Raw genomic sequence first — 26,870 nt, forward strand, 5'->3', positions numbered from 1 at the left:
TATTTTCACCTAATAGGTGTAAAAGGCTACGCCTTTGTAAAGCTTACGCTTAAATGGTTTTAAAGATTTTAAAAGAAATGTATGAATAATTCAGGAAAAGGTTTTAAGGGTCTTGATCTTTTTTCCCTAGTTGATGGTCCAAAGGGAAAACTCTATCCAGATGAGCGAGATAAAGTCATAAAGAGCTGGATAAGAGTCTTTGATATAGATAGTTGGGATGTATTTAAGGTTCAGGGAAATATATGGGAATTTAATGAAAATCATATTAAAAAAATAATTTATCCTTAATAAACTTCATCCTTAAACATAATTAAGAATTATACAGTTGCATATAAAATTCCCCCTAGCTGCCAATGAAAAAATCCTAAATCATTCTGAAATCTACATTTTTGTAGTTCTGAATAATTTAGGATTTTATTTACTATACAGCCTTTTTAGCCGGCATCTTCTTATCTTCTATACTATCTTTTTCAACTGCCTTTGATAGTCTTTTAAACCATTTTATATCTCTGACTCTCTTTTGCTTTTGCTGAGATACTTTAAGACTCTTTATAAGAGAAATCGTCATTACTATAAGTATTATAGCAAAAGGAAGCCCTGTGCTTATAACTGCAGTCTGAAGAGCTGATAGCGCTTTTTCTCCCCCTATCAGTAATAGTAGAGCTGCCACAAGCCCTTCCATAAATGCCCAAAATACTCTTTGAGGCACTGGTGAATCCAGTTTCCCACCTGAGGTTATATTATCTACAACCAGAGATCCAGAATCAGAAGATGTTATGAAGAATGATATTACTAATATCGTACCTAAAATAGATAAAATAATTCTAAAAAACCCTGCCAAAAATGGTATGTTGATTAGGCTTATCATTTCAAATAATGCTACTGGAAGATTGTTTTGAACAACTTCAAACAATGAGCCTCCTGACATTTCATTTATATATATTGCAGTGCCACCAAATACAGAAAGCCATATGAAGGATAAAAGTGAAGGTACTATAAGAACTGCAAGTACAAACTCTCTAATGGTTCTACCTTTTGATATTCTTGCTATAAACATCCCAACAAATGGTGACCAAGAAATCCACCAAGCAAGATAAAATACAGACCACCCTCCCTGCCATGTGTCATTTCTAGGAGATATGTAAAACGAAGACTTAACAATATCTCCTAGATATAAACCAAGTGAGTTTGAAAATAATCTTATTATATATCCAGATGGCCCTAATATAAAAATTGCAATCATAAATGCCACAGCTATTTTTATATTCATTTCCGATAAAAACTTGACCCCTTTGTCTATTCCAGATACTACAGAAAGGGTAGCCACTAGAGTTATCAGTGCAATAAGAACTACCTGAATAGTTACATTTATGGGAAGTCCTGTAAGATAATTGAGTCCACTATTTACCTGCTGTACTCCTAAGCCTAAAGATGTTGCAAGGCCAAAAAGGCATGCAAGAACTGCAAGTATATCTATAATATCTCCTATTATCCCAAAGACTCTATCTCCAAGTAATGGATAAAATACAGACCTAAGGGAAAGGGGTAGATTTTTGTTGTAGGCAAAAAATGCTAGTGCTAATGATATAAGTGCATAAACGCCCCAGGGATGAAGTCCCCAGTGAAAAAATGTGGTAGCCATTGCTGAGTATGCTATTTCGTCATTCGCAAAGATTGGAGCTGCAAACTGAGAGTGATATAAAGGCTCACCTACAGCCCAAAACATAAGTCCAATACCCATACCTGCAGATATAAGCATGGAATACCAAGCAAAATTTGAAAACTCTGCCTCACTATTTACTCCTCCTATTTTTACATTTCCAAGCTTAGAAAATGCAAAGAATAGACAAACTGCTATAAAAAAATTACTCGATAGTATAAACACCCAGTCAAATCTTGTTATTATAAAGTCTTTGGTTATTTCAAATACATGATTTGCATGGTCTAGGTTAATCATTGCATAAAGTGCAAATATAAGTATAAATACTCCTGCTGATATTGTAACAACTGGGTTCATATCCATTCCATGCTTAGTAAAGTTTCTTGAGTAAAGCTTTTGCTGAAGCTCACTGCTTGTTATTTCTTTTTGCATAAATCCTTCCTCTCCTTAAAATACAATAAAAAATCAATATATAATGTTTGAAAGTCAAATATATAATCATGATTATTAATTAACCACTAAGAAACACATTGTTTATTGTATCAAAGTTGTTAGATGTCTGCAAATTTTATTTGGTTAAATTAAACTGATAAAATAGCTATAATTAAGCTCTATCAACTCTTTGAAAAAAATATTTTTTTGTATAAAAAACCACCAAATTAATCTAATTTGGTGGTTTTAATGCGCATATTCATTATTAAATCAGAAAAATTATATACTCCAGATTTGCTCATCTTCTCTTACTGATACATTCTCCCTAAGCATCCCTATTCTAGAGATATTTAAAAGATGCTTATATGTGAAGTTTTCAGAAATAGAGTTGTTTCCCCATGTACCGCATCCTAGAGTAGTTGTTGGTGCAAATCCGTTAAATAGACTTCCTCCTGCTGTTGTTGCAGATGGAGCATTTACTACAAGTCTTGAAACAGAAAGTTCTTTTCCTGCTTTTACTATATTATCTAGGTTGTTTGAGTGTATGGAAGCTGTATGTCCGTTTCCTTCCATATTTAAATTTGTTTTTGCAATTAAAAGAGCTTCTTCAAAGGATTGATATTTAAGGAGTGTAAGTACTGGACACATTTTTTCTTTGCAAAGTATTTCACCTTCACCAAAGTTGTCAGCTTCAAGAAGGATTACTTTTGTCCCCTGTGGTATATTAACTCCTGAAAGCTCTCCAATTCTCTGTGTGGACTGACCTACTATATCCTTGTTCATATGTCCATCCACAAAGATTGTGGTCTTTAGCTTCTCTATATCTTCCTTGTCTGTTACAAGATATCCCCCATTTGCCTTAAATCCCTTTACCACGTTTTCATAATCTTCCTTATGGCTGATTACAGTTTGTTCACCTGAACATATGATTCCGTTGTCAAATGTTCTTCCTTCTACAATCTTTCTTGTTGCTTCTATAAAGTCAACTTCTCTATCAACTATTACCTGTACATTTCCAGCACCTACTCCATAAGCAGGTTTTCCGCTTGAATATGCGGATTTTACCATTGCCATTCCGCCTGTTGCAACAACCACATCAGCCATTTTCATAAGGTCGTTTGTTTTTTCTATGGAAGGCTCTTCGATTATTTGTATAAGATTCTTTGGTGCTCCAAGCTTTTCTATTCTTTCGTTTATAAGTCTTACAGTCTCAGCGCTGCATTTTTTAGCTCTTGGATGTGGCGCCACTACAATTGAGTTTCTGCCCTTTACTGCAAACATGGCGTTGCACATAGGTGTAACTATAGGGTTTGTAGTTGGAGTCACTGCTCCCACAACTCCTATTGGCTTTGCAATTTCAATTATATTGGTAACACTATCCTTAGAAATAACTCCCACAGATTTTTTATCCTTAAGATCATTCCATATTACCTTGGATTTTCCCTTGTTTTTTGCTATTTTATGCTCATATACTCCCATTCTTGTTTCTTCCACTGCCATCTTCGCAAGGTACTCAGCGTTGTCGTATACGGTTTTTCCTATCTCCCTTACTATTAAATCAACCTGCTCCTGATTAAAGCCTTCAAATTCCTTTTGAGCTATTCTTGCCTTTTCTATTAATCCTGCAACCATTTTTATCCCCCGTTCTCAAATTTAAATTTCGTTAATTTTTTAACTATCAAAAATGCATCTATGGCACTCTAAGGTTGTTTCATCCAGCAATTTAAAATTACTGGATGAAACTTTTATTATAAATACAACAAATTAAAAGGACACATCGGCAAACTTTGATTGCACTGATAGGCAGAGTTCTTATAACCATGCTTTTTTTCTTGGATTTATAGGACTTATTTTTAGTATAAGACTCTATATATAGCTTCTATCTCCGATTCACTAAGCTCAACATAGTTATTATTTAAAAGTCTTTGCTGGGTATTTATAACCTTGTTTGCAAATCCCTTTACCTCTTCATCCTTCATTCCATATGTTTGTAGCTGATTCTTTGACATTATCTTTCCAAGTAAGCTATCAAGCTCTTCATATACATTTTCTTCATGTGTATTTAAGGCTTCACTAAGGATTTTATTTAATTCCTTGATTCTGCCATCAGGATTTTTTCTATTATAAACCTTGAATACCTCTGTGAAAAACTGATAGTTCGCCTCTCCATGGGGCACATGATATGTTCCTCCAAGGGGATATGAAAGGGCGTGAACCGCTCCTACTCCAGTATTTCCAAAAGCTATGCCTGCATAGTTACTTGCAATTAGCATATCTTCCAGTCTTTCAAATCTATAGTCTTCTCCACTTTCAGCTATATTTAGGTAGATATCAAGTATTATTCTTATAGCCTTTTCGCTAAACAGCTTTGTATATGGATTTGACTTTGGAGAGACATTGGACTCTACTGCATGGATAAGTGCATCCACTGAGCTATATCCATAAAACTTAAAAGGCAGTCCCTTTATAAGCTCTGGAATAAGTACTGCATGATCTGGGATAAGCTCTTTCACTGCAAGTCCCATCTTAGTTCCCTTTGACTTTAGCTCTGCAATTGTTATGTTTGTAACCTCACTTCCAGTACCGCATGTAGTAGGAACTGCAATAAGTTCTTTCACTTTAACAAGGGGAACTGTTTTTTCAAATGCATCCACCACGTCTTTTATATCCTTAAGAACCAGTACCTTTGCTATATCAAGAACTGTTCCCCCACCTATTGCTATTATCCTTTCAAAGTCTATATCTTTGATGTCCTTTAAAATATTGTTCATCATTTCATCTGATGGCTCACCCGTTCCATATTTCTCCTGCATAATATAGCTTGAAGAAGTATTCAAATCCTTCATAAACCCATCATATAAAAACTCATGGGTAAGTATCAAATCCTTTTGTCCTACCTGAAATTCCATGAAAAAGTCTTTAAGTGTATCAAATTTATTTATATTGGTTGAAATATTAATTAGCTCCATTTTTCCATCTCCTTATAGACTAAGTGAAATCAAGGTTGTCAGTAATATTTAATCTTTAAATCTTAGGGCATATTCTTTATTTAACTCTTCTCTAAAATCTGGATGAGATATATTTATAAGAGCCTTTGCCCTTTCCCTTAGGGTCTTTCCTTTTAAGTTAGCAACTCCATATTCTGTAACTATATAGTTAACATCATTTCTTGATGTGGTTATTGCGCTCCCCTTGTCTATAAAGGGAACTATCCTTGAAATCTTTCCTTTAGATGCAGTTGATGGCATAGCAATTATTGATTTGCCTCCTTTTGCCATGCTTGCTCCCCTTACATAATCAACCTGACCTCCAACACCACTAAACTGAGTAAGCCCTATGCTTTCTGAAGATACTTGCCCCATTAAATCCACCTGAAGACATGAATTTATGGATACGAGATTTTCATTTTGCATTATAACTGCTGGATGATTGACGTAATCAACCGGATAAAGCTCTACATCTGGATTATTGTCCACAAAGTCATAGAGCCTTTTTGTGCCCATTAAAAATGTGGATATCATCTTTCCATTGTGAAGGGTTTTTTTAGAGTTGTTTATAACTCCAGCTTCTACAAGCTCAAGGACCCCATCTGAAAACATTTCTGTATGAATCCCAAGATCTTTTTTGTCCTTTAGAAAAAGTAGCACTGCATCTGGAATAGCTCCTATTCCAAGCTGAAGGGTAGAGCCATCTTCAATAAGTGATGCACAGTTTTCCCCTATGGCTTTTTCTACATCACTTATAACTGGAGGTTTAATCTCAAATAATGGATAATCAACTTCTACTATATAATCCACTTTGTCAATGTGTATGAAATTATCTCCCATAACCCTTGGCATATTTGGATTTACCTCTGCAATTACTATATCTGCTACCTCTGCCGCTGTTTTTGTATAGTCATTTGAAAGACCAAAGCTCATCATCCCATTTTCATCCGGTTTAGATAGCTGAACTATTGCTACGTTTACCTTTAGGATTTCATTTTTAAATAGGCTTGGAACTTCGTTGAAAAAACATGGTGTATAATCTCCAATACCCTCACTAAGTGGCCTTCTTGAATTTCCCCCAACGAAAAGTGCATTGTGTCTAAAGTGATTTTTTAAGTCTCCCCCTGCATACTCACATCCACCAAGGGATAGCATATGAACTATCTCCACATTTTCATATCTTTCTTTACTTTTTATCATTTCATTTATAACTGCAGTTGGAGTCGCCGCTGCATGTCCAAGTACCACCCTAGAATTTGAATTTATAAGTTTAGCCGCATCTTTTACTGAAATTATTTTATTTTTATACATAGAGCACCACCATTAAAATTTATTTTCCATTTAATGATTCATCAATTTTAGCTATTTTCTTTGCGAAATCTTTTTTCCCAGAGATATTTCCCTGTCTTGCAATCATTATTCTCTGAGCTTGGGGAGAACCTGCTCCATGCATAGATTCTGTTCTATATCCTACTGCTGCTGTTCCAAGAGTTATATTTTCAACAAGTCTAAGTACTCTCATTCTATTTTCTGTAGCTACATTGTTTTGCCCTTTGAAGTACTTTCTTATATATGGTCCAATCTTTTCATTTCTAAGATCCTGCTCCGAAGGCATAGTAACCATAAGTCCACCGGCTATATCTTCTGCAAGTCTTGCAATCTCATATGGGAATCTAGTTATATTTTGTTTACATACATTTGCAAGAAGCATATCTATCTGATAATTTCCAGCCATAGTTTTAGTTCCCTCTGTGGAACATGCAATACCACATGAATAAAGGGTCTCATTAAGATGAGTCATCTCTATAAGCTTGTCCTTTACATGGGATGCTTTTTCTGCGCCGTTGTACTCTGCGCAAAGTGCAGAAGCTCCTATAAGGACATCTCCAACTCCTACCTTACATCCTCCATATGACTGTCTGTGGTATCCTGCAAATCTTTCAACAAGCATTCCTGCAAAGTCATATTCCCCACACATAAATATTCTTTCATTTGGAACAAATACATCTTCAAATATTACAAGGACTTCATGTCCACCAAACTCGCTGTTTCCAAGGTCTATATCAGCACCCTCTTCAAGCTTTCTAGTATCACATGACTGTCTTCCATATATCATAAATATTCCCTCAGCATCACTTTCTATTGCAAAAGAAACTGCATAATCCTTATCCCCTTCTTTAAGGGCAATTGTAGGCATTATAAGGTGCTCATGGGAGTTTAAAGCTCCAGTCTGGTGAGCCTTTGCCCCCCTTACCACTATTCCATCTTCTCTTCTTTCAACTATTCTAAGGAACATATCTGGATCTTCCTGCTGAGAAGGACCACAGGATCTATCTCCCTTAGGATCTGTCATTGCTCCATCTACAACAAGGTCATTGTCTTGTACGAATTTCATATATTTTTTAAATCTCTCATGGTACTCAGTTCCGTAGGCCTTGTCTACTTCAAATGTAGTACTAAATACAGCATTAAATGCATCCATACCCACACATCTTTGGAAGCATGAGGCTGTCTTTTGACCAAGGAGTCTTTGCATCTTAACCTTGTTTTTTAAATCCTCTGTACTTGTATGTATATGACAGAATCTATTTACAGTTTCTCCTGTGATTTCTGACTTTGCTGTCATAAGATCCTTATATTCATCGTGATGAGCAAGCTCATAAGTCATTGCAACTGAGTTAAGTGAAGGTCTAATCATTGGATGATCTACTGGGTTTTCAATAAGCTCTCCCATAAGATATACCTTTAGATTTAATTTTCTTAAGCTTTCAATATATTCCTCTCTTGTCTTTAGAGCCATAACAGCATCTCTCCTTTAATATAATCATTTTTGAATAAATTTTTATACTTTATTATTTTATATTTATACATAAAGCAATCTCTGTGCCAAAATACAGCCTTCCTTTTTCTGATATTTCTGAACCTTGCTATGAAAACCTTTATACCAATGTGTCTACTCACAATATTGTTAGTTATTTATTTATCAAATATTTTTTTATGCATTATAATTTTATTATTTATAGAAACTTTGTTGTATTTTTGCATCACTTTACTTATTAACTATTTCAAAAAAACATTAATATAGCTTAAATTCTCTCTGTTTACTTAAAAATTCTAGAAAAAAATTATAAAAATAGTTTTGTTGCAAATTTGCCATAAGTTGCATTTGTGCATACGATTTTTTATATTTGTGATTTTTTTATCATTTTTCTTTCATATTTCTGTCTTTTCCTAACAAAGGTAGATGCATCAATACCTAGACTCTTAGATGCATCCCTTACGTTTTTATATCTTTCATAGGCTTCATCAATCATTTTAATCTCAAGCTCTAAAACAGCTTCTTTAAGGGATGTTTTTGTGGTTTTAAATTCTATATCAATATCTTTTATATACTCAGGAATATCATAGGAATTTATTTTATCTCCTTCAACCATCACATAGAGTCTTTCAATTAAGTTTTTGAGTTCCCTTATGTTTCCCGGCCATTCATAGGTAGTAAGGATTTCATAACAGCTGTTTGATATGGATTTTTTTTCTCCATATTTTAATGAAAGTTCATCTAAAAATTCTTTAGAAAGCTTTATTATATCTTCCTTTCTTTCTCTAAGGGGCGGTATATGAATGGGTATAATATTTAGCCTATAATATAAGTCGCTTCTAAAATTTCCTTCCCTGACCTGCTTTTGTAAGTCTCTGTTTGTTGCGGCTATTATCCTTACATCTATTTTTATTGAATCTGAAGATCCAATCCTTGTTATTTCATTTTCCTGAAGGACCCTAAGGAGCTTCGCCTGAACATTAAAAGGCAATTCCCCTATCTCATCTAAAAATAAGGTACCTCCTGAGGCCTCTTCAAAGATTCCTATCTTTCCATCTTTATTTGCTCCAGTAAAGGAACCCTTTTCATAGCCAAAAAGCTCTGATTCTATAAGGCTTCCCGGAATAGCGCTGCAATTTACCTTTATTAGCTTTTGGTCTTTCCTAGGACTATTTTTGTGAATCAATTCTGTTATTACTTCTTTTCCTACTCCTGTTTCACCAGTTACTAAAACAGTGGTATCATGGGATGCAACCCTTTTAGCCATTTCAAGTACAGTCTTCATAGATTTATTTTGAGACCTTATTTTTTCATTTTCATCTTTAAAAAGTCGGGATTTTAGCTTTTCTATTTGTGAATTAAACTCATAGACCTGCCTGTCTTTCTCTTCAAGCTTTACCTTAAGGGCTATAAGGTCAGTTATATCCCTTACATTTATTACTACCATCTCTATATTGCTGTCATCATCAAATATAGGTGTCCCAGTAACCAGTACAATCTTTCCATTTGAAAGTCTTTGCTCTATGGTTACAATTTCTTTTTTTTCTAAAACTAAGCTCGAGCAGGATTTTGATATTATCCCTTTTTTCACGAGATACTCTACATGTTTTCCCACAAACTCTTCTGCTTTAAGCCCTGTGATTCTCTCATAAGCCTTATTGACCCTGAGTGTGATTCCTTCTCCATCTGTAATATACATACCGTCATATGAGGACTCAAGTACTGTATCTAGCTTTTTAGTAAGCTTTTTTACTTTTTTTAGCTCAATAAGAGCATTTTCATATTCTTCACATTTTTCCTTGCCACATATTTTGGATTTTTGAAATTTATTATCCTTCAAAGCTAACCTCCTTTTGTAGGTATTTTGTGTGTTATCCTAGATTTATAAGCTCTCTTCTTAAAAAATCAAGTGCTTCTGTGGTTGTTCTTCTCCTTATATTTGCTCTATTTCCCCAAAGATTTATCTTCTTCAGCTTTATATCTCCATTTATAGAAAGTCCAATATAAACAAGGCCTACGGGCTTCTCCTTTGTCCCTCCATCTGGCCCAGCTATTCCTGTTACGCTAATGCCTATATCACTTTTAGAGACTATAGTTACTCTATGAGCCATTTCTTTAGCTACCTGTTCACTAACTGCTCCATATTTTTCTATGGTTTCGCTTTGCACTCCTAAAGTTTTTATTTTAGATTCATTGGAATAAGTTACAAGCCCTTCTTTGAAAAACTTGGATGCCCCTGGATAGTTTATTATCCTTGATGATAGCATTCCACCTGTGCAAGATTCAGCGGTAGAGAGGGTAAGCCCCTTTTCTATTAGCATATCTGAGACTACGCTTTCAAGATCAGTCTCTCCCTTTGCAAATATATCGAGTCCCAGCCTTTTTTCTATTTCTTTTTCTATAGGCTCTAGAATTTTTTTAGCCTCTTCTTGGGTCTTTCCACTTGCTGTGATTCTAAGGGTAAGTCCTTTTTCTTTTGCATATGGTGCAATCGTTGGATTGCTCTGCTTTTCCACAAGGTCAATTATCTTTTCTTCCATATGTCCTTCTCCAATACCACAAATATTTAGGGTAGTTGATACGAAAACCTTTCCTTGAAGCTTTTTCAGATATGGAAGGACAAACTCCTTCATCATTGGTTTTACTTCCCTTGGTGGCCCTGGAAGAATTATAAGGATTTTATTTTCAAATTCCACCATGCATCCTGGAGCTGTTCCATTATTATTTGTTATGATTGTGGATTCTTCTGGAAAATATGCCTGTCTTTTATTTCCTTCATTTACCTCAAGTCCTCTAGAGTTAAAAAAGAGTTTAAGGCTCTCTAGGGTATTATTATCTAAAATCATTTTTCTATCTAGAAATTTTGCTGCAGCTTCCTTTGTGATATCATCTCTTGTTGGCCCAAGTCCTCCTGTTGTAATTACAAGATCAGCTCTTTCAAAGGCAGTTTCAAGCTCTTTAGACACCCTAATCAAATTATCTCCAACAACAGACTGGTGATACACGTCTACTCCAAGATGATAAAGCTCCCTTGCTATCTCCTGAGCATTTGTATTTAATATTTCTCCCATAAGTAGCTCTGTACCTACTGCTATAATCTCTGCTTTCAATTATAATACCTCCTATTTTTTATTAATTAATATACGTAAATTTTTATGAATTTCAATTGCGTAATTTCTAGACCTTTACTTTAAATTATAAATATGCTTTCTTTATTTTGTAGTTTCAATATATATTATACGCTATATATCTAGTCATATAATCAAAGACATCTATTTCATTTCTCTAATATTATTTTTTGTTTCCCTGAATAATTTTATTTACAATAACTATAGTAAAAAATCATTAAAAAATACTTTGATATTCAAAGTAAAATGTAATAGAATATAAATATAGTTTGAAAGTCAAAATATATTTTTGTAAGGAGAGATTAACATAAAAAAGCTTAATTCATTTAAATTAGGAGATCTTAATGTAAAAATACCTATAATTCAAGGAGCTATGGGAGTAGGAGTATCCCTTTCAAAACTTGCAGCTGCAGTTGCAAAAGAGGGTGGAATCGGCGTAATATCAGGTGTGCAGATAGGATTTGATGAAGAGGATTTTATAAAAAATAATCAAGAGGCTAATGTAAGGGCTCTTAGAAAGCATATACAAAAGGCCAAGGAGCTTTGCAAAGATGGAATACTTGGAGTCAACCTTTTGGCTGCCATGAAAAACTATAAGGATATGGCAATGGCAGCTGTAGAAGAAGAAATTGACCTAATAATATCTGGAGCAGGACTTCCTCTTGACCTTCCTCCAATTGTAGAAAATTCTAAAACAAAAATAGCGCCTATTGTATCATCAGGAAAAGCGGCTGCACTAATCTGCAAGGTATGGGACAAAAAATATAAAAGAACATCTGATATGTTTATAGTAGAGGGTCCTAATGCAGGTGGACATCTAGGCTTTTCTAAGGAAGAACTTGAATCAGCTTCCCACAAGAATCTAGAGGAGCTTGTTGTAGAGGTTGTAGAGGCAATAAAGCCATATGAAGAAAAATACAATGTAAAAATTCCTGTGATAGCTGCAGGAGGAGTGTTTACAGGGGAGGATATAGCAAGATATATAAAGCTTGGAGCATCTGGAGTACAGATGGGAACCAGATTTGTAGCAACTCACGAATGTGATGCCCACATCAATTTTAAAAATACATATGTAAACTCAAAAGAAGAGGACATGAGACTTGTGAAAAGTCCTGTAGGTATGCCAGGAAGAGCTGTAAATAATGAGTTTACAAAGAGACTAGACATTGAAAACGTTCCTGTTAAAAGATGTTATGACTGCCTAGTACCCTGTAACCCTAAAGATACGCCTTATTGCATATCCCAGGCGCTAATTAATTCTGTAACTGGCAATATAGATGAGGGACTTGTTTTTAGTGGAAGCAATGCATATAAAGTTGATAAAATAGTTTCCGTTAAGGAGCTTATTGAAGAACTTGTGTCTGAGGCTGAAAAGAATCTTTAGCTTTATTATTTCTTTTAGTTTTTATATTTAAAATGTGTGATTGTAAAATAGATATCCTTTAAAATATGTAAACCCCCAGCTAAATTATAGAAGCTGGGGGTTTATTTTATATTTATTTACTAATTTTGAGAATTCAGCTATTTTTCAGGAGATTATTTTTTTATAGTTCTTACAGGTCTTCCTTCTATATAACCTCTATATCCCCAAGGCTCAAGCTGAAATCTAGGCGCATCTTCATTTGCCCACTCAAAACCATAGATTTTAGGATCGTAGCTTTTTATTTTGTCTTGAAGCAGATCTATAGCAGTTAAAAACTCTTCGTCATCATATGGCTCACCTTGAAATATCATAATTTTACAAGGCTTTAACTCTATGATGTCAAACCCTTCTGGAACTTCATTATTATAATCAAGTGGCACCTCTACCCCTTGAGCATAGGAAGATGTACCTTCTTTGATCATATTTTCAGGAAGCCACATCCCCATAGGCTCATATAGTGCTTCTTTAATGCTCGATAATATACCCCATGCCGATTCACAATCTATGTCTTCACAATACTCAAAGTAATTCTTTGCCGTTTTTCCCCTTTTTAGTATTAATTTTCTAGCAGGTCTTTCAATAACTTGAACAAAAATAGTATTTTGCTTTTCCACAATATCCTCTCCTTTTTCTAGAGTTTTGTAATAATGGGATATAGGATAAGACATAAACAATTTTACAGGTGGGGTTTCTTTGCTGTACTTTTTGGGATTTATTCCAAACTGCTTTGAAAACGCCCTTGTAAAGCCTTCATGAGAATCAAATACAAAATCTAGTGCAACATCCACTATTTTTACATTTTCATCCCTAAGCTTAATTGCCGCCTTTGTTAGCCTTATATTTCTGATATAGTCAAAAGGACTCTTGCCAATGAGTTCTTTGAATATCTTTGCACTATACCATGGAGAGTATCCTGAAGCCTTCGATAACATGCTTAGTGTTATCGGATTTGTGATATTCTCATTTATAAAGTTCTGCATTTTTTGAACAGCTTCCACCTTTGCCTTATTATCCATATCCTCACCTCTAAATTTAGGATATCATTTGAAAATTTTATTTTCTTGACCTTCCTTGTCTTTTTAATAAAGACTTGGTATTTTTTCTAATATCTGGTTCATATATTTAGTCATTGAGATTAAGTTCCAAGCTATTCTATCTTCTTTAAAATCTTTATTGTCTTTAAAATCCTTAAATTCTTGAATCTTTATAATATGATTAAAATCCTTATTATCTTTAGTGAAGTCTATGTTTTCTAGTTTTTCTACAACCTTATTAATAAGTATAAGGGTCTCAGGTTTAATATCTTCTGTGCTAAAATGTTCATGCTTTGCATAGCTTGTATCATAGGAAAGATGATTAATTCCTTTTAGAATTTGAATTATCTCTAGTATTTTACCTAATTTTTCTTTTTCTATAGACTTATATGGAAAGTCTGATTCTTTAAGCATTGTATTTATATTTGAAGTGACTAGCTCTATATCGTTAAATATAGAGGAATATATATTACTATATTTGTTTCCTTCATAACTTTCTTTTCCTTCAAGTAAGTTTTTTGTATATTTTAGACCATTTAGAGATTGTAGCCTTAAAAACTCCAGTCGTTTATATGCGATTTTTTTATAGTATAAAAACGAAAACAGAAAGTTGTAAAGTATGGCTATTGAGACTCCAAGGCTAAGTGCTATTATTCTGAGCCTAAATGTAAGTAATATACTTGGCTTTCCCGCTGCACTTAGCTGAATAAACTGAGTCATATATATGCAGGTAAATATAGCAACCGGAGATACCATTCTCCAATTTATTTTAAGGGATACATAAAGTGTAAGAGCCATGGCAAGTGCTATAGTAAATACATTTATTCCAAAGAAAAATATTAAAAGCCCTGTACAAGCAGCTCCTATTGTAGAAGCAATCAGTTGGCTGATTCCCCCTTTTACTCCCGATACGTTTATGGCCTCTAGGTTGTACATTACTCCAAGTAGTACAGAAATCATGTCTATATTTGCTATTGGAGTGTTGATTCCTACGAGATACCCCGTTGCTATAGCAGCTGTTGATTTGATTATATAAAGTTTAGAGTCTAAAAGCATTGCTTCTCTTTTTAGACCTAGGGATAATGCTAAATTTTTCATTTTTCCTCCTATATGTAAATTTTTGTTTACTACACTCTATTTTGTTTATAGAAAAATCAAGGATTGATATAATTTTTTTTATAAACAACAAAATCTCTAGATAAAATATAGTTTCACTTTATCTAGAGATTTTATTTTAACTTATCAAAAGCTATTTCTCAACCTTTTTATATTGTTAATCTATATCATCAATCTTAGCTGCCAGTATAAAATCATTCATACTAAGACCATGAATTTTATGGGTCATAAGCTTTACTTTAACTCTTCCCCACCCAAGCTCAATATCTGGATGATGTCCATCTTCTTCTGCTATAGCTCCAACTTTGTTCACAAAATCAAGAGCCTCTTTAAAATCTTTAAAATTAAAAACTTTTTCTATTTGGATGTCCTTTACCAGTTCCCATCCACTCTTTAAATCTTCCATTATTTCTCTAAGTTCATTTCCTTGGATAGGAAGGGTATCTATGGAGCAGGGTATACATTTTTGATCTTTTAGACTCTCTTTATTATTCACTTTTATCCCTCCTTAGATACTTCAATTAATAATATCCATATTTAATATAAGACTTATTAAAAGCCTTATATTAAATATACCTTGATTTTTGTCTGTAAAACATGACTTGTTATTATATTTCTTTATTATTAAGCCAGTTTTTTGTCATTTCTAAAAACTCGTCTTTAAGTTCTTTAGGGATTTTTAGACTAAGTCTTATATATTCATCGTCTTTTTTAAGGAGATTTTCTATATCTTTTTTAGTCATCTCCTTTTTTATATTAAGTACTTCTTTAGATTTTAGCTCTTTTTTTGTAAAATTCTCGTGCATCCACATTTGCATATCAATTGGCAATTTTGAAATTGCTATAGCTGATTTTATAGTTAGATTATTCTCCCTGAGCATAGATTCAAATTCAGGGAGGATTTTTTTTAGACTTAAGTAGTTTTGAACCATCCTTCCGCTTATGCCATATTCTTTAGCGATTAAATCCCTGCTTTTAATTCCGTCCCCAGAGTGAGCTTTTCTTCCAAGCCTAATATATTTTTCAGAAATGGATTTTGCCTTTTCAAGTGTAGAAAGCTCCCTTTGAATCCAGTTGGTATCGACTATGATTTCTCTAGCCTCATCCTCTGAAATCTCGCTTTTTCCTTTTATTAGACATGGTATTTTTGAATATTTTTCTTCTTTTGTAGCTTTAAAAAGTATTTCATATGCTCTTTTTCTATTGTGTCCAGAAAGTATTATATAATTATCCTCTCTTTCCCAAACAACAAGAGGATGCATAAGGCCTTTTTCCTTTATAGACTCTGTTAATTCAACCATCTTTTCATGGGAAAGAGGATCATAAAAATTCCATTCAGTTGGAGCATCCTCTAGCTTATCTAGATATATCTCCTCCCTTAGTTGTGAATCGGTTGTAGAAAATCTAGAGATTAGATTGTCTTTAGCTTCTTCTATAAAATCTCCTGCTGATTCCGATATCTTTGTTGCTGCTTTTTCAAGATTTTTAAATCTATCCATTTTAATAAACTCTTTTTTATTTGACAAATTCAATCACCTCTTTTGCCAAGTCTTCATAAGCCATAGCTGCTCTTGATTGAGGCATAAATACCTTGAGTGGTTCCCCTGCAAACTGACTTTTTTTGATATTTATATCAATAGGTATATATGATTTCATAATCTTTCCCTTAAAGAGATTTTTTAATATTTCACGTGTGACATCTGTAGTGCTCTCTCTCAAATCCACCTTAGTCTCTACGATTCCCATAAGCTGAAGACTAGAATTTATAAGTCTTGCCTCTTCAAAGAAATTTGTTAGTGGCTCAAGTCCTTCTATTCCAAATGCAGAAAGCTCCACTGGAACTAGAACATAGTTACTTGCTACAAGTATATTGTAATTTAACAGTCCCAAAAATGGACATGTATCTATAATGATATAGTCATAGATGTTTGACTCTACCACAGGTTTTAGCATTCTTTGAAAAATTGTCTCTCTGAGTTTTTTAGTAAAAAGCTCCATATCTATTGATGAAAGCATATGATCAGAAATTATTATGTCAATATTTTCATATCTTGTATTTATAATATATTTTTCTAGAGTATCTTCTTTTAAAAGAGCATTGTATAAGCTCTTATTCATATTTCTTTGAATGTCATAAGATCTTGTTAGATTTATCTGCATATCAGCATCTATAAGTAAGATTTTCTGCCCTTTTTCTGCAAGTGAGTATGCTAAATTTCCGCTAACTGTAGTTTTACCAGAACCACCTTTATTATTGGAAACAGCAATTATTTTCGTTTTCACAAAGCCGCCCTCCTATACATATGTAATATTCATGAATATACTTCCGTCCAGCATTAAGTCAGCTTATCTTTTTTAATAAGTCTTAAGGCTCTTATATTGATTTTTAAAATTCTTAATTTATATTATACGGTATTTATCTTAGTTGCAGGTCTATATTTTCACTTTATGGAAAAATTTTTCTTTTAAAAAGCAAAAAATTGTGGAACTAGGTTCCACAATTTTTGTGATTTTAAAGTGTATTAGAAAGTTAATTCAAACTCCATTTCTTCTGTGCCTCTTAATATCTTTATCGTAGCTGTATCCCCTGGCCTATATTTATATAGCTCTCTTACAAGAGTAGACATATTAGTGATAGTAGAACTACCAAGCTCTACAATTATGTCTCCTTCTAAAATTCCTACAGCTTCAGCAGCTCCTGAAGGTTCAATGTCAACTATATAAACCCCTTCTTCAACAGCAAAATCTTCTCCAGTAGCCTGTTTATAGTATTCTAAGTCTATCCCTCTTATTCCTACATAGACTCTTTGAAATTCTCCTTTTTCTATAAACTGATCTACTATAGGCTTAGCCATATTTATAGGAATTGCAAATCCAAGTCCTTCTCCAGTGCTCACTTTTGCAGAGTTGATTCCAATGACCTGCCCTCTAGAATTTAATAGTGGTCCCCCGCTGTTTCCAGGGTTTATAGATGCGTCTGTTTGGATTAAATTGTCCATAACAAGATTTTGTTCAATCTGAATACTTCTATTTAATCCGCTTATTATACCTTGGGTTACTGTACGTTCAAAGTCAAGGCCCAACGGGTTCCCTATGGCTATAGCAAGGTCCCCTACTTCAACCTCGTCACTATTTCCAAGCTCAGCTACTGGAAGTCCTGAAGTATCTACTTTTATTACAGCTAAATCAAGAGCCTTTTCATTCCAAAGAACCTCTGCATCTTGAGTTGTCCCATCATAAAAAAGAACTCTTACTTGATTGGCTGCTCCGTCATTTACCACATGAGAGTTTGTAAGTATGTACCCTCTCTCATCTACAATAACTCCTGTTCCAACTCCGCTTGCTTGTCTCGTTCCAAAAAAGAGGTCTCCCACTGTAGTTACTGTCGTAATTCCTACAACCGAGGGCATAGATTTTTGTACTACCGCCTTATAGACGTTTTCCATGCTTTCTCCTTCTATACTTATGCTTGTTGTGGGATTTCCTGTGTTTTCATTAGGTATATCCATATTTCCAATTGGAATTAAATTTTGGGAAATTGCTACTATTGTAAGCACACTCCCTAAAACAGCACCAATAAATGCGGTAATAAAACCTCCACCTTTAGACGCCATAGTCTCATCTCCTTTAAATTAGTCTACAAAGTATAAATGTCAGAAACAAATTCTCGGCTTAGAACCGTAAGATTTAAGTCTTTCTTAGAACAAATTCCCTCACTTTCAAGTATGCTAGATACTGTTTGACGGGCTATCATAGGCATATTGTTCTCTCTGCTTAAATGGGCAAGAAGTATGGATTTTGTTCCAGTCTTAATCAAATCTTTCGCCAAATTGCCAGCATCTACATTAGAGAGATGTCCGTATTCTGAAAGCACCCGTTTTTTTAAATAATATGGGTAGCTCCCCATCTTTAACATCTCGATATCATGATTTGACTCAAGGACTACAATATCTGAGCCTATTAAAGCAGCTCTTGCTTCATCTGTTATATAGCCTAGGTCTGTAGCAATTGAAATCTTGCCTTTACTATCCCTAAAAGTAAATCCTGAAGGGTCTACTGCATCATGACTCGTCGGAAAAGATTTTACGCATATATCTCCAATGAAAGTATCTTCACTGGATAAAAATACCCTCTTATTATGCTCTTTAATCTTTCCAATTGAATTTTCCATAGATTCCCAAGTCTTTTCTGTTCCATATATAGGCACATCATATCTTCTTGATATTACTCCTATGCTTTTGATATGGTCAGTATGTTCATGGGTGACAAGTATTCCATTTAGCCCTGCTAAATCAATCATATGCTCTTTTAATCCGTTTTCAATCTTTTTTCCGCTAATTCCTGCATCCACTAGAATCTTCGTATTTCCTTTTTCTATATAGTGACAGTTGCCGCTACTTCCTGAGGCTACCGAGATATATCTCATGTTCATATAGCTTTCTCCTTATAGTTTAATTATTTTATTATACCATAAAGCCATCTCTATAATTTAAGAGATGGCTTAGAATTCAAAGGCTTGAACATAAAAATATCTTCCATCTGCTGTTTTAATTCTCCAACTCGGAAAGGCCGTAGCACTTCGTGTTTGAGTGATAGGAACACTTTGATCCATATAGAGGTAATACCCTAATCTGATTTCTGTGATATCGTCACCTCTTTCTAATTGGGAAAGAGTTCTCATGACAGCTTCCACAGAAGTCATCACTTCTTTTTTATTTTTTCCCTTTTCTAAGACATGGAGCCTTATCATCTCAAGATTAAAGCCTCCATGTATATCGTAGGTAAAAGACATATAACTCTCTTCTAAAAACATGTCTTCAAATAATGAATTATAATATATTGTAGTAAATTCATCTTCTTCTTTTATATATTTTATTTCATAATCCCACGTATCATCATGGGCCTTCATAAATTTTTCAGATTCTTTTATAACATTTTCTTTTGAAATTTCCTGGATATTATGATAGGAATTTATTGTTATTTGCTTTCTATCCATAACCTGAAGTCCCATCCCATAATCACTATAAAGGACATCAAGTTTTTCTTCATCTATCTTCTCATACTCTACTTTAAGGGTCCCCATTTTGGGAGTGTCTTTGGGAAGCTCCGTGCTTAAAGAGATGCCCTGCTGAGTTAAAAGCTCATTGAAGTTTTCTATTGATTCCTTAGAAAAATAAGTCTTATTCAAAGAGCCTCCATAGTCTGAGAATATATTGGACATAAGAATAATATTGGTTATAGCAAAAGCTAGTATTAAATAAGTTTTTGCTTTAGCCCAGTCCATAGTTCAATATCTCCCCTGTATATGAATTAAATATATAGTCCCTATCTTCTATCTTAATCCTCCATGAAGGAATAAGAATATAGTTTTGGTCCATAAAATAAATCAGCTCTATCTCCTCTATTTTATTAAAAAGTCCTATTGCATTTTCTATATTTGTTCTCTCTTTTAGGAAGTTAAATTGTACGTTTAAGACTTCAAGAGGGCCCATTATATAAACATTTGTTGAAAAATCATAGGGTAAAAGACTTCTTCTTATTCCTGTAAAGGAATATACCTTATCCCCTACAATCACCACAGTAATATCATATCTTTGACTTGAAGACAAGACTCTAAGGTCATCCACCACGTCTGAAAACATGACTTTGTATCCTTTTCTTCCTTTTACCGTGATTTCTTCTGATTCCTCATATATAATCTGATCAAGGGTGATTCCTATGCTATTTAAAAACTCCATAGCGGTCACAACGCTCAGCTCTACTGAGGATTCTTTTGCTGATATACTTTCATTCAAATACTCTACATATCCCGTTGGCCTTATTTTTAAAAGCTCTTGACCATAGTTATATGTATAAATATTAGAACCATCTATCTCTACTGTTTTATTTACGAAATCATATCTTTCCTTAAATATCTTGCGGGCTATATCTTCTCCAAGACCCGATCCCAGACTACTTATAGTGTCGTAAGATTTATAGGAAAGTTCAAACTCCACAGGTACTAGAGCATGACTGGTGCTGTCAAATATATAATCAAGAGAGTAATATCTCAAATAATCAGCTTCACTAAGATTATCAACCACATCCATTTTATTTGGTAGTGGCATCGGTATCCTATAATGCTCTGTTTGAGTCTTTATATATATAAAGTTTTCATCAACAAGAGGAATCAGTATTTCTTTAATCCCTTTTAAATCATCCACAATGGACTTTTCTAAAAAAAAACTCCTGGATAGGAGTTTTCCGTCTAGGGAAGTAAAATTAAACTGAATGCTTTTTGACGCCTTGGTCTGCATATATCTTTCCTGGGATATTGTATGTAAGTTCCCATTTCCAGAGATTCCAAGCTTTATAATATTTTTTCCTTGATTATAATATGTGTTTTTTTCAGAAAGTATCTTTGTAAGATTATTTCCTCCAAAGCGTACTATCACTTGAGAGGGCTTAATACTGTCTTCTATTTCAATTGGCACGCTAGCTGAATACCCATTTCTGATGCCATAAAAATCGAAATACTCTATAAAGTTAAATCTTACAAATATCAGTACAAGTGAGTTCAAAAAAAGTATTATTAAAATAAGGGTTTTAAATTTTTCTTTTGACATAGAATCTACCTACTGACCATTCATATTATTAATAGTATTTCCCAAGCTCATTGATTTTATAAGGTTGTTTATGTCAGTGTTGGTTATTCTGTTATATCTGACAAATCTCACTTCCTTAGCTTCCCCATTTTTCCCTGTAAGGGTTGCAACAATTTTGTTGTCTCCTGGGTAAAGCTGTATTTCTCTGTTGAAGTTTCCTATTGATTCCAGTAAGATATTGAGTTCATATCTCAAAGTGGTATAGTCATTTCCGTTTTTTGTAAACAGCTGTATCTTTAGAGTATCATTAGGACTTCCAAGACCCGCCAATAAAATTTTTTCATTTGTTGTAACAGTTACTTCATCCTTAGGAGCAGTGATGCTTATAGATGTGCTATTGCTCGCATTGCCACCTGCCCCTGTTGCGAAACTATTAATTCCTGTCGACATTAAAGTTAACAAAAGAACAATAACTACGGTTAGTTTTTTCATCTAAACACCTCCTCCTCATAACAAACTCATAATAATATAGTATATCTATACTAGAATTATACACAGATATTGTTACAAATTCGTTACACCTAAATTAAATATGAATTACAACATATCCACAGAGTTATCAACAGGTATGGAAATCATAAACTCACTACCCTTGCCAAGCTCACTTTTTACAGTTATATCCCCACCATGTTCCTCTATAATATTTTTAGCTATAGATAGCCCAAGACCAGTACCCCCCTGCACTCTAGACCTTCCCTTATCTACTCTATAAAATCTTTCAAATACCCTTGAAACATCCTCTTTGGGTATTCCTATTCCGCTATCTGCTATTTTTACAAGGGCAAAATTATCCACAGTATCCACCGAAATTTTTATATTTCCTCTAGGTTGTGTGTATTTAATGGCATTTGATATAAGATTTATAAGAACCTGCTCAAATTTTACTCTATCTGCTACAACCCTTACTTCATTAGGGGGAAGATTCAAATCTAAATTCTGCTTTTTTTCTTTAAAATACATATCCATCTTAGAAATAGAATCCTCTACTACCTCTTTCAAATCTAAAGGTCGAAAATCCCAGTTTACCTTTTTATAGTCAATATGAGATAACTGTAGAAGGTCTTTCACAAGTGATGACATTCTATCAGACTCCTTTTCTATTACCTCTAAAAAATTTCTGGCAAGAGAACTATCCTCAAGGGCACCATCTAAAAGAGTCTCTGTATAACTTTTTATTGTTGTAATAGGGGTCTTAAGTTCATGGGATACATTTGCAACAAATTCTCTTCTCATATTGTCAAGCTTTTGGCTCTCTGTAATATCCTGAAATACAACTATGGCTCCTGAAGTCCTTCCTAGATCATCTCTAAAAAGTGCAAGGGATGCATTTAATATTTTTTTGTCCCTAGTTTCAAAAATTACGTTTTTATCACTGTCTGAAGAAGTCTTTTGTATTATAGAAGAAAATTCCAGTTCCTTGGAAAAAGCTCTTATAACTCTATCATAACTTTTTCCTTGAATATCCCTTTCACTTATTCCTAGCATTTTTACAAAACTTGGATTATGATGAATTATTTTCCCCGATCTATCAATTGCAACTAATCCATCAGCCATATGGTTTAGGATAGCATCAAGCTTACTTTTTTCTGATGATATCTCAAGAAGGGTACTATCAAGCTTTTCAGTAAGGTAATTAAACATGCTTCCAAGTTGACCTATCTCATCGTCTGATTTGACATGAACTCTTTGGCTAAAGTCTCCCTTAGCCATTTTTAGTGCCTTAACTGTAAGAGTATTTATAGGCACTGTAATAGATCCGGATATAAAATACCCCAGAATTATGGTTATAAATAGCGCTATTACGGTTCCTTGAATTAGTATTAACGTAGATTTTGAAAGGGTCCTGTATATTGTATCTAGACTAGCTCTTGCGTATATTATATAATCAACTTCATTTTCATCGTTTTCCATAAAGGAAAATGCCATATGCTTTACCCTGTAGTTATTGTTATCTGAGCTTTCTGTATCTAGCTCTGTTATCCTATTTGAAAGACTCGATAAAATTACGGATTTTTCTAGGACCTCAAAAGATTTCCTTTCTACAAACTCCGTGTTTGTAGAAGCTATGATATCATAACTCCCTCCTTCAATTACTGATATCTCATACCCAGAAGGTATGGTTCTTCTTGTCAGATTTTGCTGGATTTCCTGCTGATTTTCTCTTAGGTCTATATCTTGTACTATATCCCTGACTACATTGTTTGAGATTATTGTTATCTGTTCTCTTACAAGATCAAGGTGATATTTTTCAAATTGGTCCGTTATAAATACTCCAACTATTATCATTGCAATAAAAACTAGTAAAAAATAGAGTACTATAAGCTTATACCTTATACTTTTAAGCAAAAATTTACTCCCCCTTAAAATAATATCCTACGCCTCTTTTTGTCATTATGTAGGAAGGGTTTGATGAATCATCTTCAACTTTTTCTCTTAGTCTTCGTACTGTAACGTCTACAGTTCTTATATCTCCATAATATTCATATCCCCATACTCTCTCAAGGAGCTGCTCTCTAGAAAAAACCTGATCTTTTTGCTTAGCTAAAAACTTCAAAAGCTCGAACTCTCTCACAGTAAGATCAATTCCCTTTCCTTCCTTTTTAACCTCATATTTCATAAGATCTATACTAAGGTTGTTAGAGGTTATGATTTCTGTGGCACTATTTTCACTTGCGAGGTTCATTTCGTGTCTTCTTACATTTGCCTTTACTCTAGCCACAAGCTCTCTAATGCTAAAAGGCTTTGTAATATAATCATCGGCTCCAAGCTCAAGACCAAGTATTTTGTCTACCTCTTCCTCCTTTGCTGTAACCATAACAATTGGAGTAGATAGTTTTTCCCTTACTTTTCTGCATATTTCAAAACCATCCATAGAGGGAAGCATTACATCCAGAATTATAAGGTCAAGGGTTTCGGATAGAGCCTTTTTTAGAGCTTCTGCTCCATCATAGGCTGTGATTACTTCATAACCCTCTTTTTCAAGATTAAATTTTATTATATCGGAAATAGGCTTCTCATCTTCTGCTATAAGTATTTTGTTTTTCATAAATAATACCTCCAGATAGCCAGTTTAAAAGCTTCACAGTTTGCTCTAATCAAACTTTTAAAATCTAGGCTTTAGTTAAAAAAATGATTAAAATATATTATACCAAATTTTAGGAAGTAAAGTTACATCCTTAGCCTTATGATATAATATTATATAATAAATGCAAAGTCTTTTAAGGAAGTGATATTTTGTTTTTTCACGAAGAAAAAAATGTAAATCTATCTGATTTGAGTATTCCTACCGTATTTTTTGATCAGATAATGCCTGTAATTGATGGCAAATATGTAAAAGTCTATCTTTATGGATATCATCTCTCCAAAAAAGATATAGTCAAGGAAGATATTGATAATAAAAAGCTTTCTTCTATGCTCAAGGTTTCCCTAGAAGATGTGCTTGAAGCCTGGGATTTTTTAGAGAGCTGCGGGCTTGTGAAAAAACATCAAAAAGAGAATGGTCTAATCTGGGACTACAGCATTGAATTTTTAGATCTTAAGGCTCTTTACCTAAATAAACCGGAGTCTAAGTCTTCAGTTACTACAGATGAGCTACTCCTTTTGTCTAAAAATAACCATCTTAAAAATATGTTTGATTCAATTGAAACAATAGTTAAAAGAACCCTTAATTATAATGAAATCAGAACTATAAATGAATTCATGAAAGAGTACTCAGTTCAGAGCGCTCTTGTGGTTGAAGCTTTTTCCTTTTGTGTTACTATGAAAAAATCAAAAACAGTAAATAGTGCACTTTCAATACTTAGAACATGGATTTTAGATGGAATATCAAACGAAGAGGATTTAAAATATCATCTTAATCAAAGACATCAAAGATATTCTCAATATAGAAGAATACTTTCTATGATGGGAGAATATAGACTTCCATCAAAGGCGGAAGAAAAACTCATGGATTCTTGGCTTGACGATATGAATTTTTCAATGGAGGTAATCGAGGTAGCCTTTGAAAAATCTACATCAATTAAAACCCCAAACCTAAGCTATATTAACGGAATACTAAAAAACTGGAGCACTAAACTATCTAAAAGAGATAAAGTATTAGAGTTTAAATCTCCAAACGCTTCTATTTCCTCTTTAGAATTTAGGACGACTCTTATTGAAGAAATGGGAAGAAGAAAAGGCCTTTTATCTAAGGAAGAGGATAATCTCCTAAACTATCTTTACTTTAGCTTTCCAATCGATGCAATAATCTCTGGAATTAGACATTTGAAAAAAGAAGAGGATAATCTGACCCTTAGTGCCCTTACATCTTTTTTAAGTAATCCTTCTCAAAAGAAGGAAGTGGGTGCTTCCGAAATTTCAACTGAATCATCAAAAATATCTATTGAGGATATTAAGGATATAATAGATGAAAAAGCCTCAAAAAGACCTTCTAATACTAAATCTAAAGCATCTTCTAGGGTAGATGATGATGAGCTAAAAAAGAAGCTTAAAATGAAAATGCAGAAGTAATAAAGGGGTGAAACAATTTGAAGGAAGAGATACTTAGCAAAATACTTTCCCAGTATAAGGTAAAAAGAGATTTTGCTCAAAAAGAGGCTGAGGAGAGACTTAGAGATTTAAGGAAAACTTATCCAAAACTCTTGGAGCTTGACGATAAAATTTATTATTTAAATTTAAAGATTTCAAAACTAGCAATAGTGGGAGACGATGGCTCTTTGGATGCCTTAAAGGCTGAGTTAGAATCTTTGAAAAAAGAAAAGGAAAGATTTTTAGCTGATGAAAATATTTCAAGGGACATATTAAAGCCTAGATATTCTTGCTCTTTATGTGAGGATACTGGCTATGTGGAAAGAGAAAATAGATGGGTCAAATGTAACTGCCTTATAAACAGACTTATCGAAGAAACCTATAAAAAATCTAATATTATGGACCAGATTGAAAGGGATAATTTTTCAAACTTTAATTTAAGTCTTTTTGATTCTGATATATTAGAAGGCCATGATATTTCTTCTAAGGAAAATATCCAGTTCATATTAAAAAGAACAACTGAATTTATAGATTCCTTTAAGGACAAGGATGTTAAAAATCTTCTTTTTTATGGGAATCCTGGTCTTGGTAAGACCTATATGTGTACATCAGCTGCCAAGGCTCTTATGGATAAGGGACATACTGTGCTTTATCACAGCTCCTCTGAACTCTTTCAGGTCTTGTCTGACTATACTTTTTCAAGAGATGAAAGGACAAAAAGCTCCTCTAAGGAAATTTATGGCCTTATAATGGGAGCTGATCTTTTAATAATAGATGATCTTGGCTCCGAGCTTACAAACAGTTTTGTAATCAATCAGCTTTTTAACATAATAAATATCAGATCTATGGGAAATAAAAAACTTATAATATCTACAAACCTATCTCCATCTGAAATTAAAGAAACCTATGGGGATAGAATATTTTCCCGTCTAGTGATGCTATTTGACTTCTTTGAGTTTTATGGCAGCGACATAAGATGGAAGCTTTAAACCCAGTTTAAAGCAAAAAATCGAGTAGGAGGTAGATAATTATTTTATCTACCGACCTCTCACACCACCGTACGTACCGTTCGGTATACGGCGGTTCATTAGAATCTAATGT

23 protein-coding genes are annotated in these 26,870 nt (G+C 33.7%); 4 read left to right on the plus strand and 19 right to left on the minus strand.

Features of this window, described 5'->3' with window-relative positions; translation table 11 throughout:
- Positions 1-81: 81 nt before the first annotated feature.
- Positions 82-288 carry a DUF3841 domain-containing protein gene (locus J2Z35_RS12630; RefSeq protein WP_209661764.1) on the plus strand — a complete coding sequence of 69 codons (207 nt, stop codon included), beginning with the start codon at positions 82-84 and terminating at the stop codon, positions 286-288.
- A gap of 133 nt (positions 289-421) precedes the next feature.
- Here the strand turns inward: J2Z35_RS12630 and J2Z35_RS12635 are convergent, their stop codons facing one another.
- From J2Z35_RS12635 to J2Z35_RS12665, 7 genes are all read right to left on the minus strand, one after another.
- Positions 422-2,092, minus strand: coding sequence for a BCCT family transporter (locus J2Z35_RS12635; protein ID WP_209661765.1), 1,671 nt, complete (start codon positions 2,090-2,092; stop codon positions 422-424).
- A 279-nt stretch (positions 2,093-2,371) separates the two neighbouring features.
- The gene (locus J2Z35_RS12640) at positions 2,372-3,724 is read right to left on the minus strand and encodes an aldehyde dehydrogenase family protein (RefSeq protein ID WP_209661766.1); all 1,353 of its coding nucleotides are present in this window, start codon (positions 3,722-3,724) and stop codon (positions 2,372-2,374) included.
- Positions 3,725-3,945: 221 nt separating this feature from the next.
- Positions 3,946-5,061, minus strand: a complete 1,116-nt coding sequence (locus J2Z35_RS12645) for a 4-hydroxybutyrate dehydrogenase (protein ID WP_209661767.1) — start codon at positions 5,059-5,061, stop codon at positions 3,946-3,948.
- A 48-nt stretch (positions 5,062-5,109) separates the two neighbouring features.
- Positions 5,110-6,390 (minus strand): acetyl-CoA hydrolase/transferase family protein, encoded by a 1,281-nt coding sequence (locus J2Z35_RS12650; protein WP_209661768.1) that lies wholly within the window; start codon positions 6,388-6,390, stop codon positions 5,110-5,112.
- Between the two features lie 19 nt (positions 6,391-6,409).
- Positions 6,410-7,879 (minus strand): 4-hydroxyphenylacetate 3-hydroxylase family protein, encoded by a 1,470-nt coding sequence (locus J2Z35_RS12655; protein ID WP_209661769.1) that lies wholly within the window; start codon positions 7,877-7,879, stop codon positions 6,410-6,412.
- A gap of 382 nt (positions 7,880-8,261) precedes the next feature.
- Positions 8,262-9,737, minus strand: coding sequence for a sigma-54 interaction domain-containing protein (locus tag J2Z35_RS12660; RefSeq protein ID WP_245330901.1), 1,476 nt, complete (start codon positions 9,735-9,737; stop codon positions 8,262-8,264).
- A gap of 31 nt (positions 9,738-9,768) precedes the next feature.
- Complete coding sequence (locus J2Z35_RS12665) at positions 9,769-11,007, minus strand: competence/damage-inducible protein A (protein WP_209661770.1); 1,239 nt, start codon at positions 11,005-11,007, stop codon at positions 9,769-9,771.
- Positions 11,008-11,326: 319 nt separating this feature from the next.
- On the opposite strand from J2Z35_RS12665, the gene J2Z35_RS12670 reads away from it, so the two are divergent.
- On the plus strand, positions 11,327-12,409 hold the full coding sequence (locus tag J2Z35_RS12670) for an NAD(P)H-dependent flavin oxidoreductase (protein ID WP_456298340.1): 1,083 nt from the start codon (positions 11,327-11,329) through the stop codon (positions 12,407-12,409).
- Between the two features lie 152 nt (positions 12,410-12,561).
- Here the strand turns inward: J2Z35_RS12670 and J2Z35_RS12675 are convergent, their stop codons facing one another.
- From J2Z35_RS12675 to yycF, 12 genes are all read right to left on the minus strand, one after another.
- On the minus strand, positions 12,562-13,464 hold the full coding sequence (locus J2Z35_RS12675; protein ID WP_209661772.1) for a helix-turn-helix transcriptional regulator: 903 nt from the start codon (positions 13,462-13,464) through the stop codon (positions 12,562-12,564).
- 63 nt (positions 13,465-13,527) lie between these two features.
- Positions 13,528-14,580 carry an aromatic acid exporter family protein gene (locus J2Z35_RS12680; protein ID WP_209661773.1) on the minus strand — a complete coding sequence of 351 codons (1,053 nt, stop codon included), beginning with the start codon at positions 14,578-14,580 and terminating at the stop codon, positions 13,528-13,530.
- 175 nt (positions 14,581-14,755) lie between these two features.
- Positions 14,756-15,094, minus strand: a complete 339-nt coding sequence (locus J2Z35_RS12685; RefSeq protein WP_209661774.1) for a 4a-hydroxytetrahydrobiopterin dehydratase — start codon at positions 15,092-15,094, stop codon at positions 14,756-14,758.
- Positions 15,095-15,206: 112 nt separating this feature from the next.
- Positions 15,207-16,124: a ParB/RepB/Spo0J family partition protein gene (locus J2Z35_RS12690; protein WP_209661775.1), complete on the minus strand. Its 918-nt coding sequence runs from the start codon at positions 16,122-16,124 to the stop codon at positions 15,207-15,209.
- On the minus strand, positions 16,114-16,881 hold the full coding sequence (locus J2Z35_RS12695) for a ParA family protein (protein WP_209661776.1): 768 nt from the start codon (positions 16,879-16,881) through the stop codon (positions 16,114-16,116). Before J2Z35_RS12695 ends, J2Z35_RS12690 begins: the two co-directional genes overlap by 11 nt.
- Positions 16,882-17,120: 239 nt before the next feature.
- On the minus strand, positions 17,121-18,212 hold the full coding sequence (htrA, locus tag J2Z35_RS12700) for a serine protease HtrA (RefSeq protein WP_209661777.1): 1,092 nt from the start codon (positions 18,210-18,212) through the stop codon (positions 17,121-17,123).
- A gap of 23 nt (positions 18,213-18,235) precedes the next feature.
- On the minus strand, positions 18,236-19,024 hold the full coding sequence (locus J2Z35_RS12705) for an MBL fold metallo-hydrolase (RefSeq protein WP_209661786.1): 789 nt from the start codon (positions 19,022-19,024) through the stop codon (positions 18,236-18,238).
- Positions 19,025-19,099: 75 nt separating this feature from the next.
- Complete coding sequence (yycI, locus tag J2Z35_RS12710; protein WP_209661778.1) at positions 19,100-19,882, minus strand: two-component system regulatory protein YycI; 783 nt, start codon at positions 19,880-19,882, stop codon at positions 19,100-19,102.
- Entirely contained in the window at positions 19,869-21,203 is a 1,335-nt protein-coding gene (locus J2Z35_RS12715; protein WP_209661779.1) for a two-component system activity regulator YycH, read from the minus strand. Before J2Z35_RS12715 ends, yycI begins: the two co-directional genes overlap by 14 nt.
- Positions 21,204-21,212: 9 nt before the next feature.
- On the minus strand, positions 21,213-21,674 hold the full coding sequence (locus tag J2Z35_RS12720; RefSeq protein WP_209661780.1) for a hypothetical protein: 462 nt from the start codon (positions 21,672-21,674) through the stop codon (positions 21,213-21,215).
- A gap of 105 nt (positions 21,675-21,779) precedes the next feature.
- Positions 21,780-23,588: a two-component system histidine kinase PnpS gene (gene pnpS, locus J2Z35_RS12725; RefSeq protein ID WP_209661781.1), complete on the minus strand. Its 1,809-nt coding sequence runs from the start codon at positions 23,586-23,588 to the stop codon at positions 21,780-21,782.
- Between the two features lie 4 nt (positions 23,589-23,592).
- The gene (gene yycF, locus J2Z35_RS12730; RefSeq protein WP_209661782.1) at positions 23,593-24,288 is read right to left on the minus strand and encodes a response regulator YycF; all 696 of its coding nucleotides are present in this window, start codon (positions 24,286-24,288) and stop codon (positions 23,593-23,595) included.
- A gap of 188 nt (positions 24,289-24,476) precedes the next feature.
- Between yycF and J2Z35_RS12735 the strand changes: the two genes are divergently transcribed.
- Together J2Z35_RS12735 and J2Z35_RS12740 are read left to right on the plus strand one after the other, a co-directional pair.
- Entirely contained in the window at positions 24,477-25,751 is a 1,275-nt protein-coding gene (locus J2Z35_RS12735; RefSeq protein ID WP_209661783.1) for a DnaD domain protein, read from the plus strand.
- A 17-nt stretch (positions 25,752-25,768) separates the two neighbouring features.
- A complete protein-coding gene (locus J2Z35_RS12740) occupies positions 25,769-26,758 on the plus strand; it encodes an ATP-binding protein (protein WP_209661784.1) in 990 nt (329 codons plus the stop codon).
- The last annotated feature ends 112 nt before the right edge of the window (positions 26,759-26,870 follow it).

The sequence above is a fragment of the Acetoanaerobium pronyense genome (assembly GCF_017874355.1).
GTDB lineage: Bacteria > Bacillota > Clostridia > Peptostreptococcales > Filifactoraceae > Acetoanaerobium > Acetoanaerobium pronyense.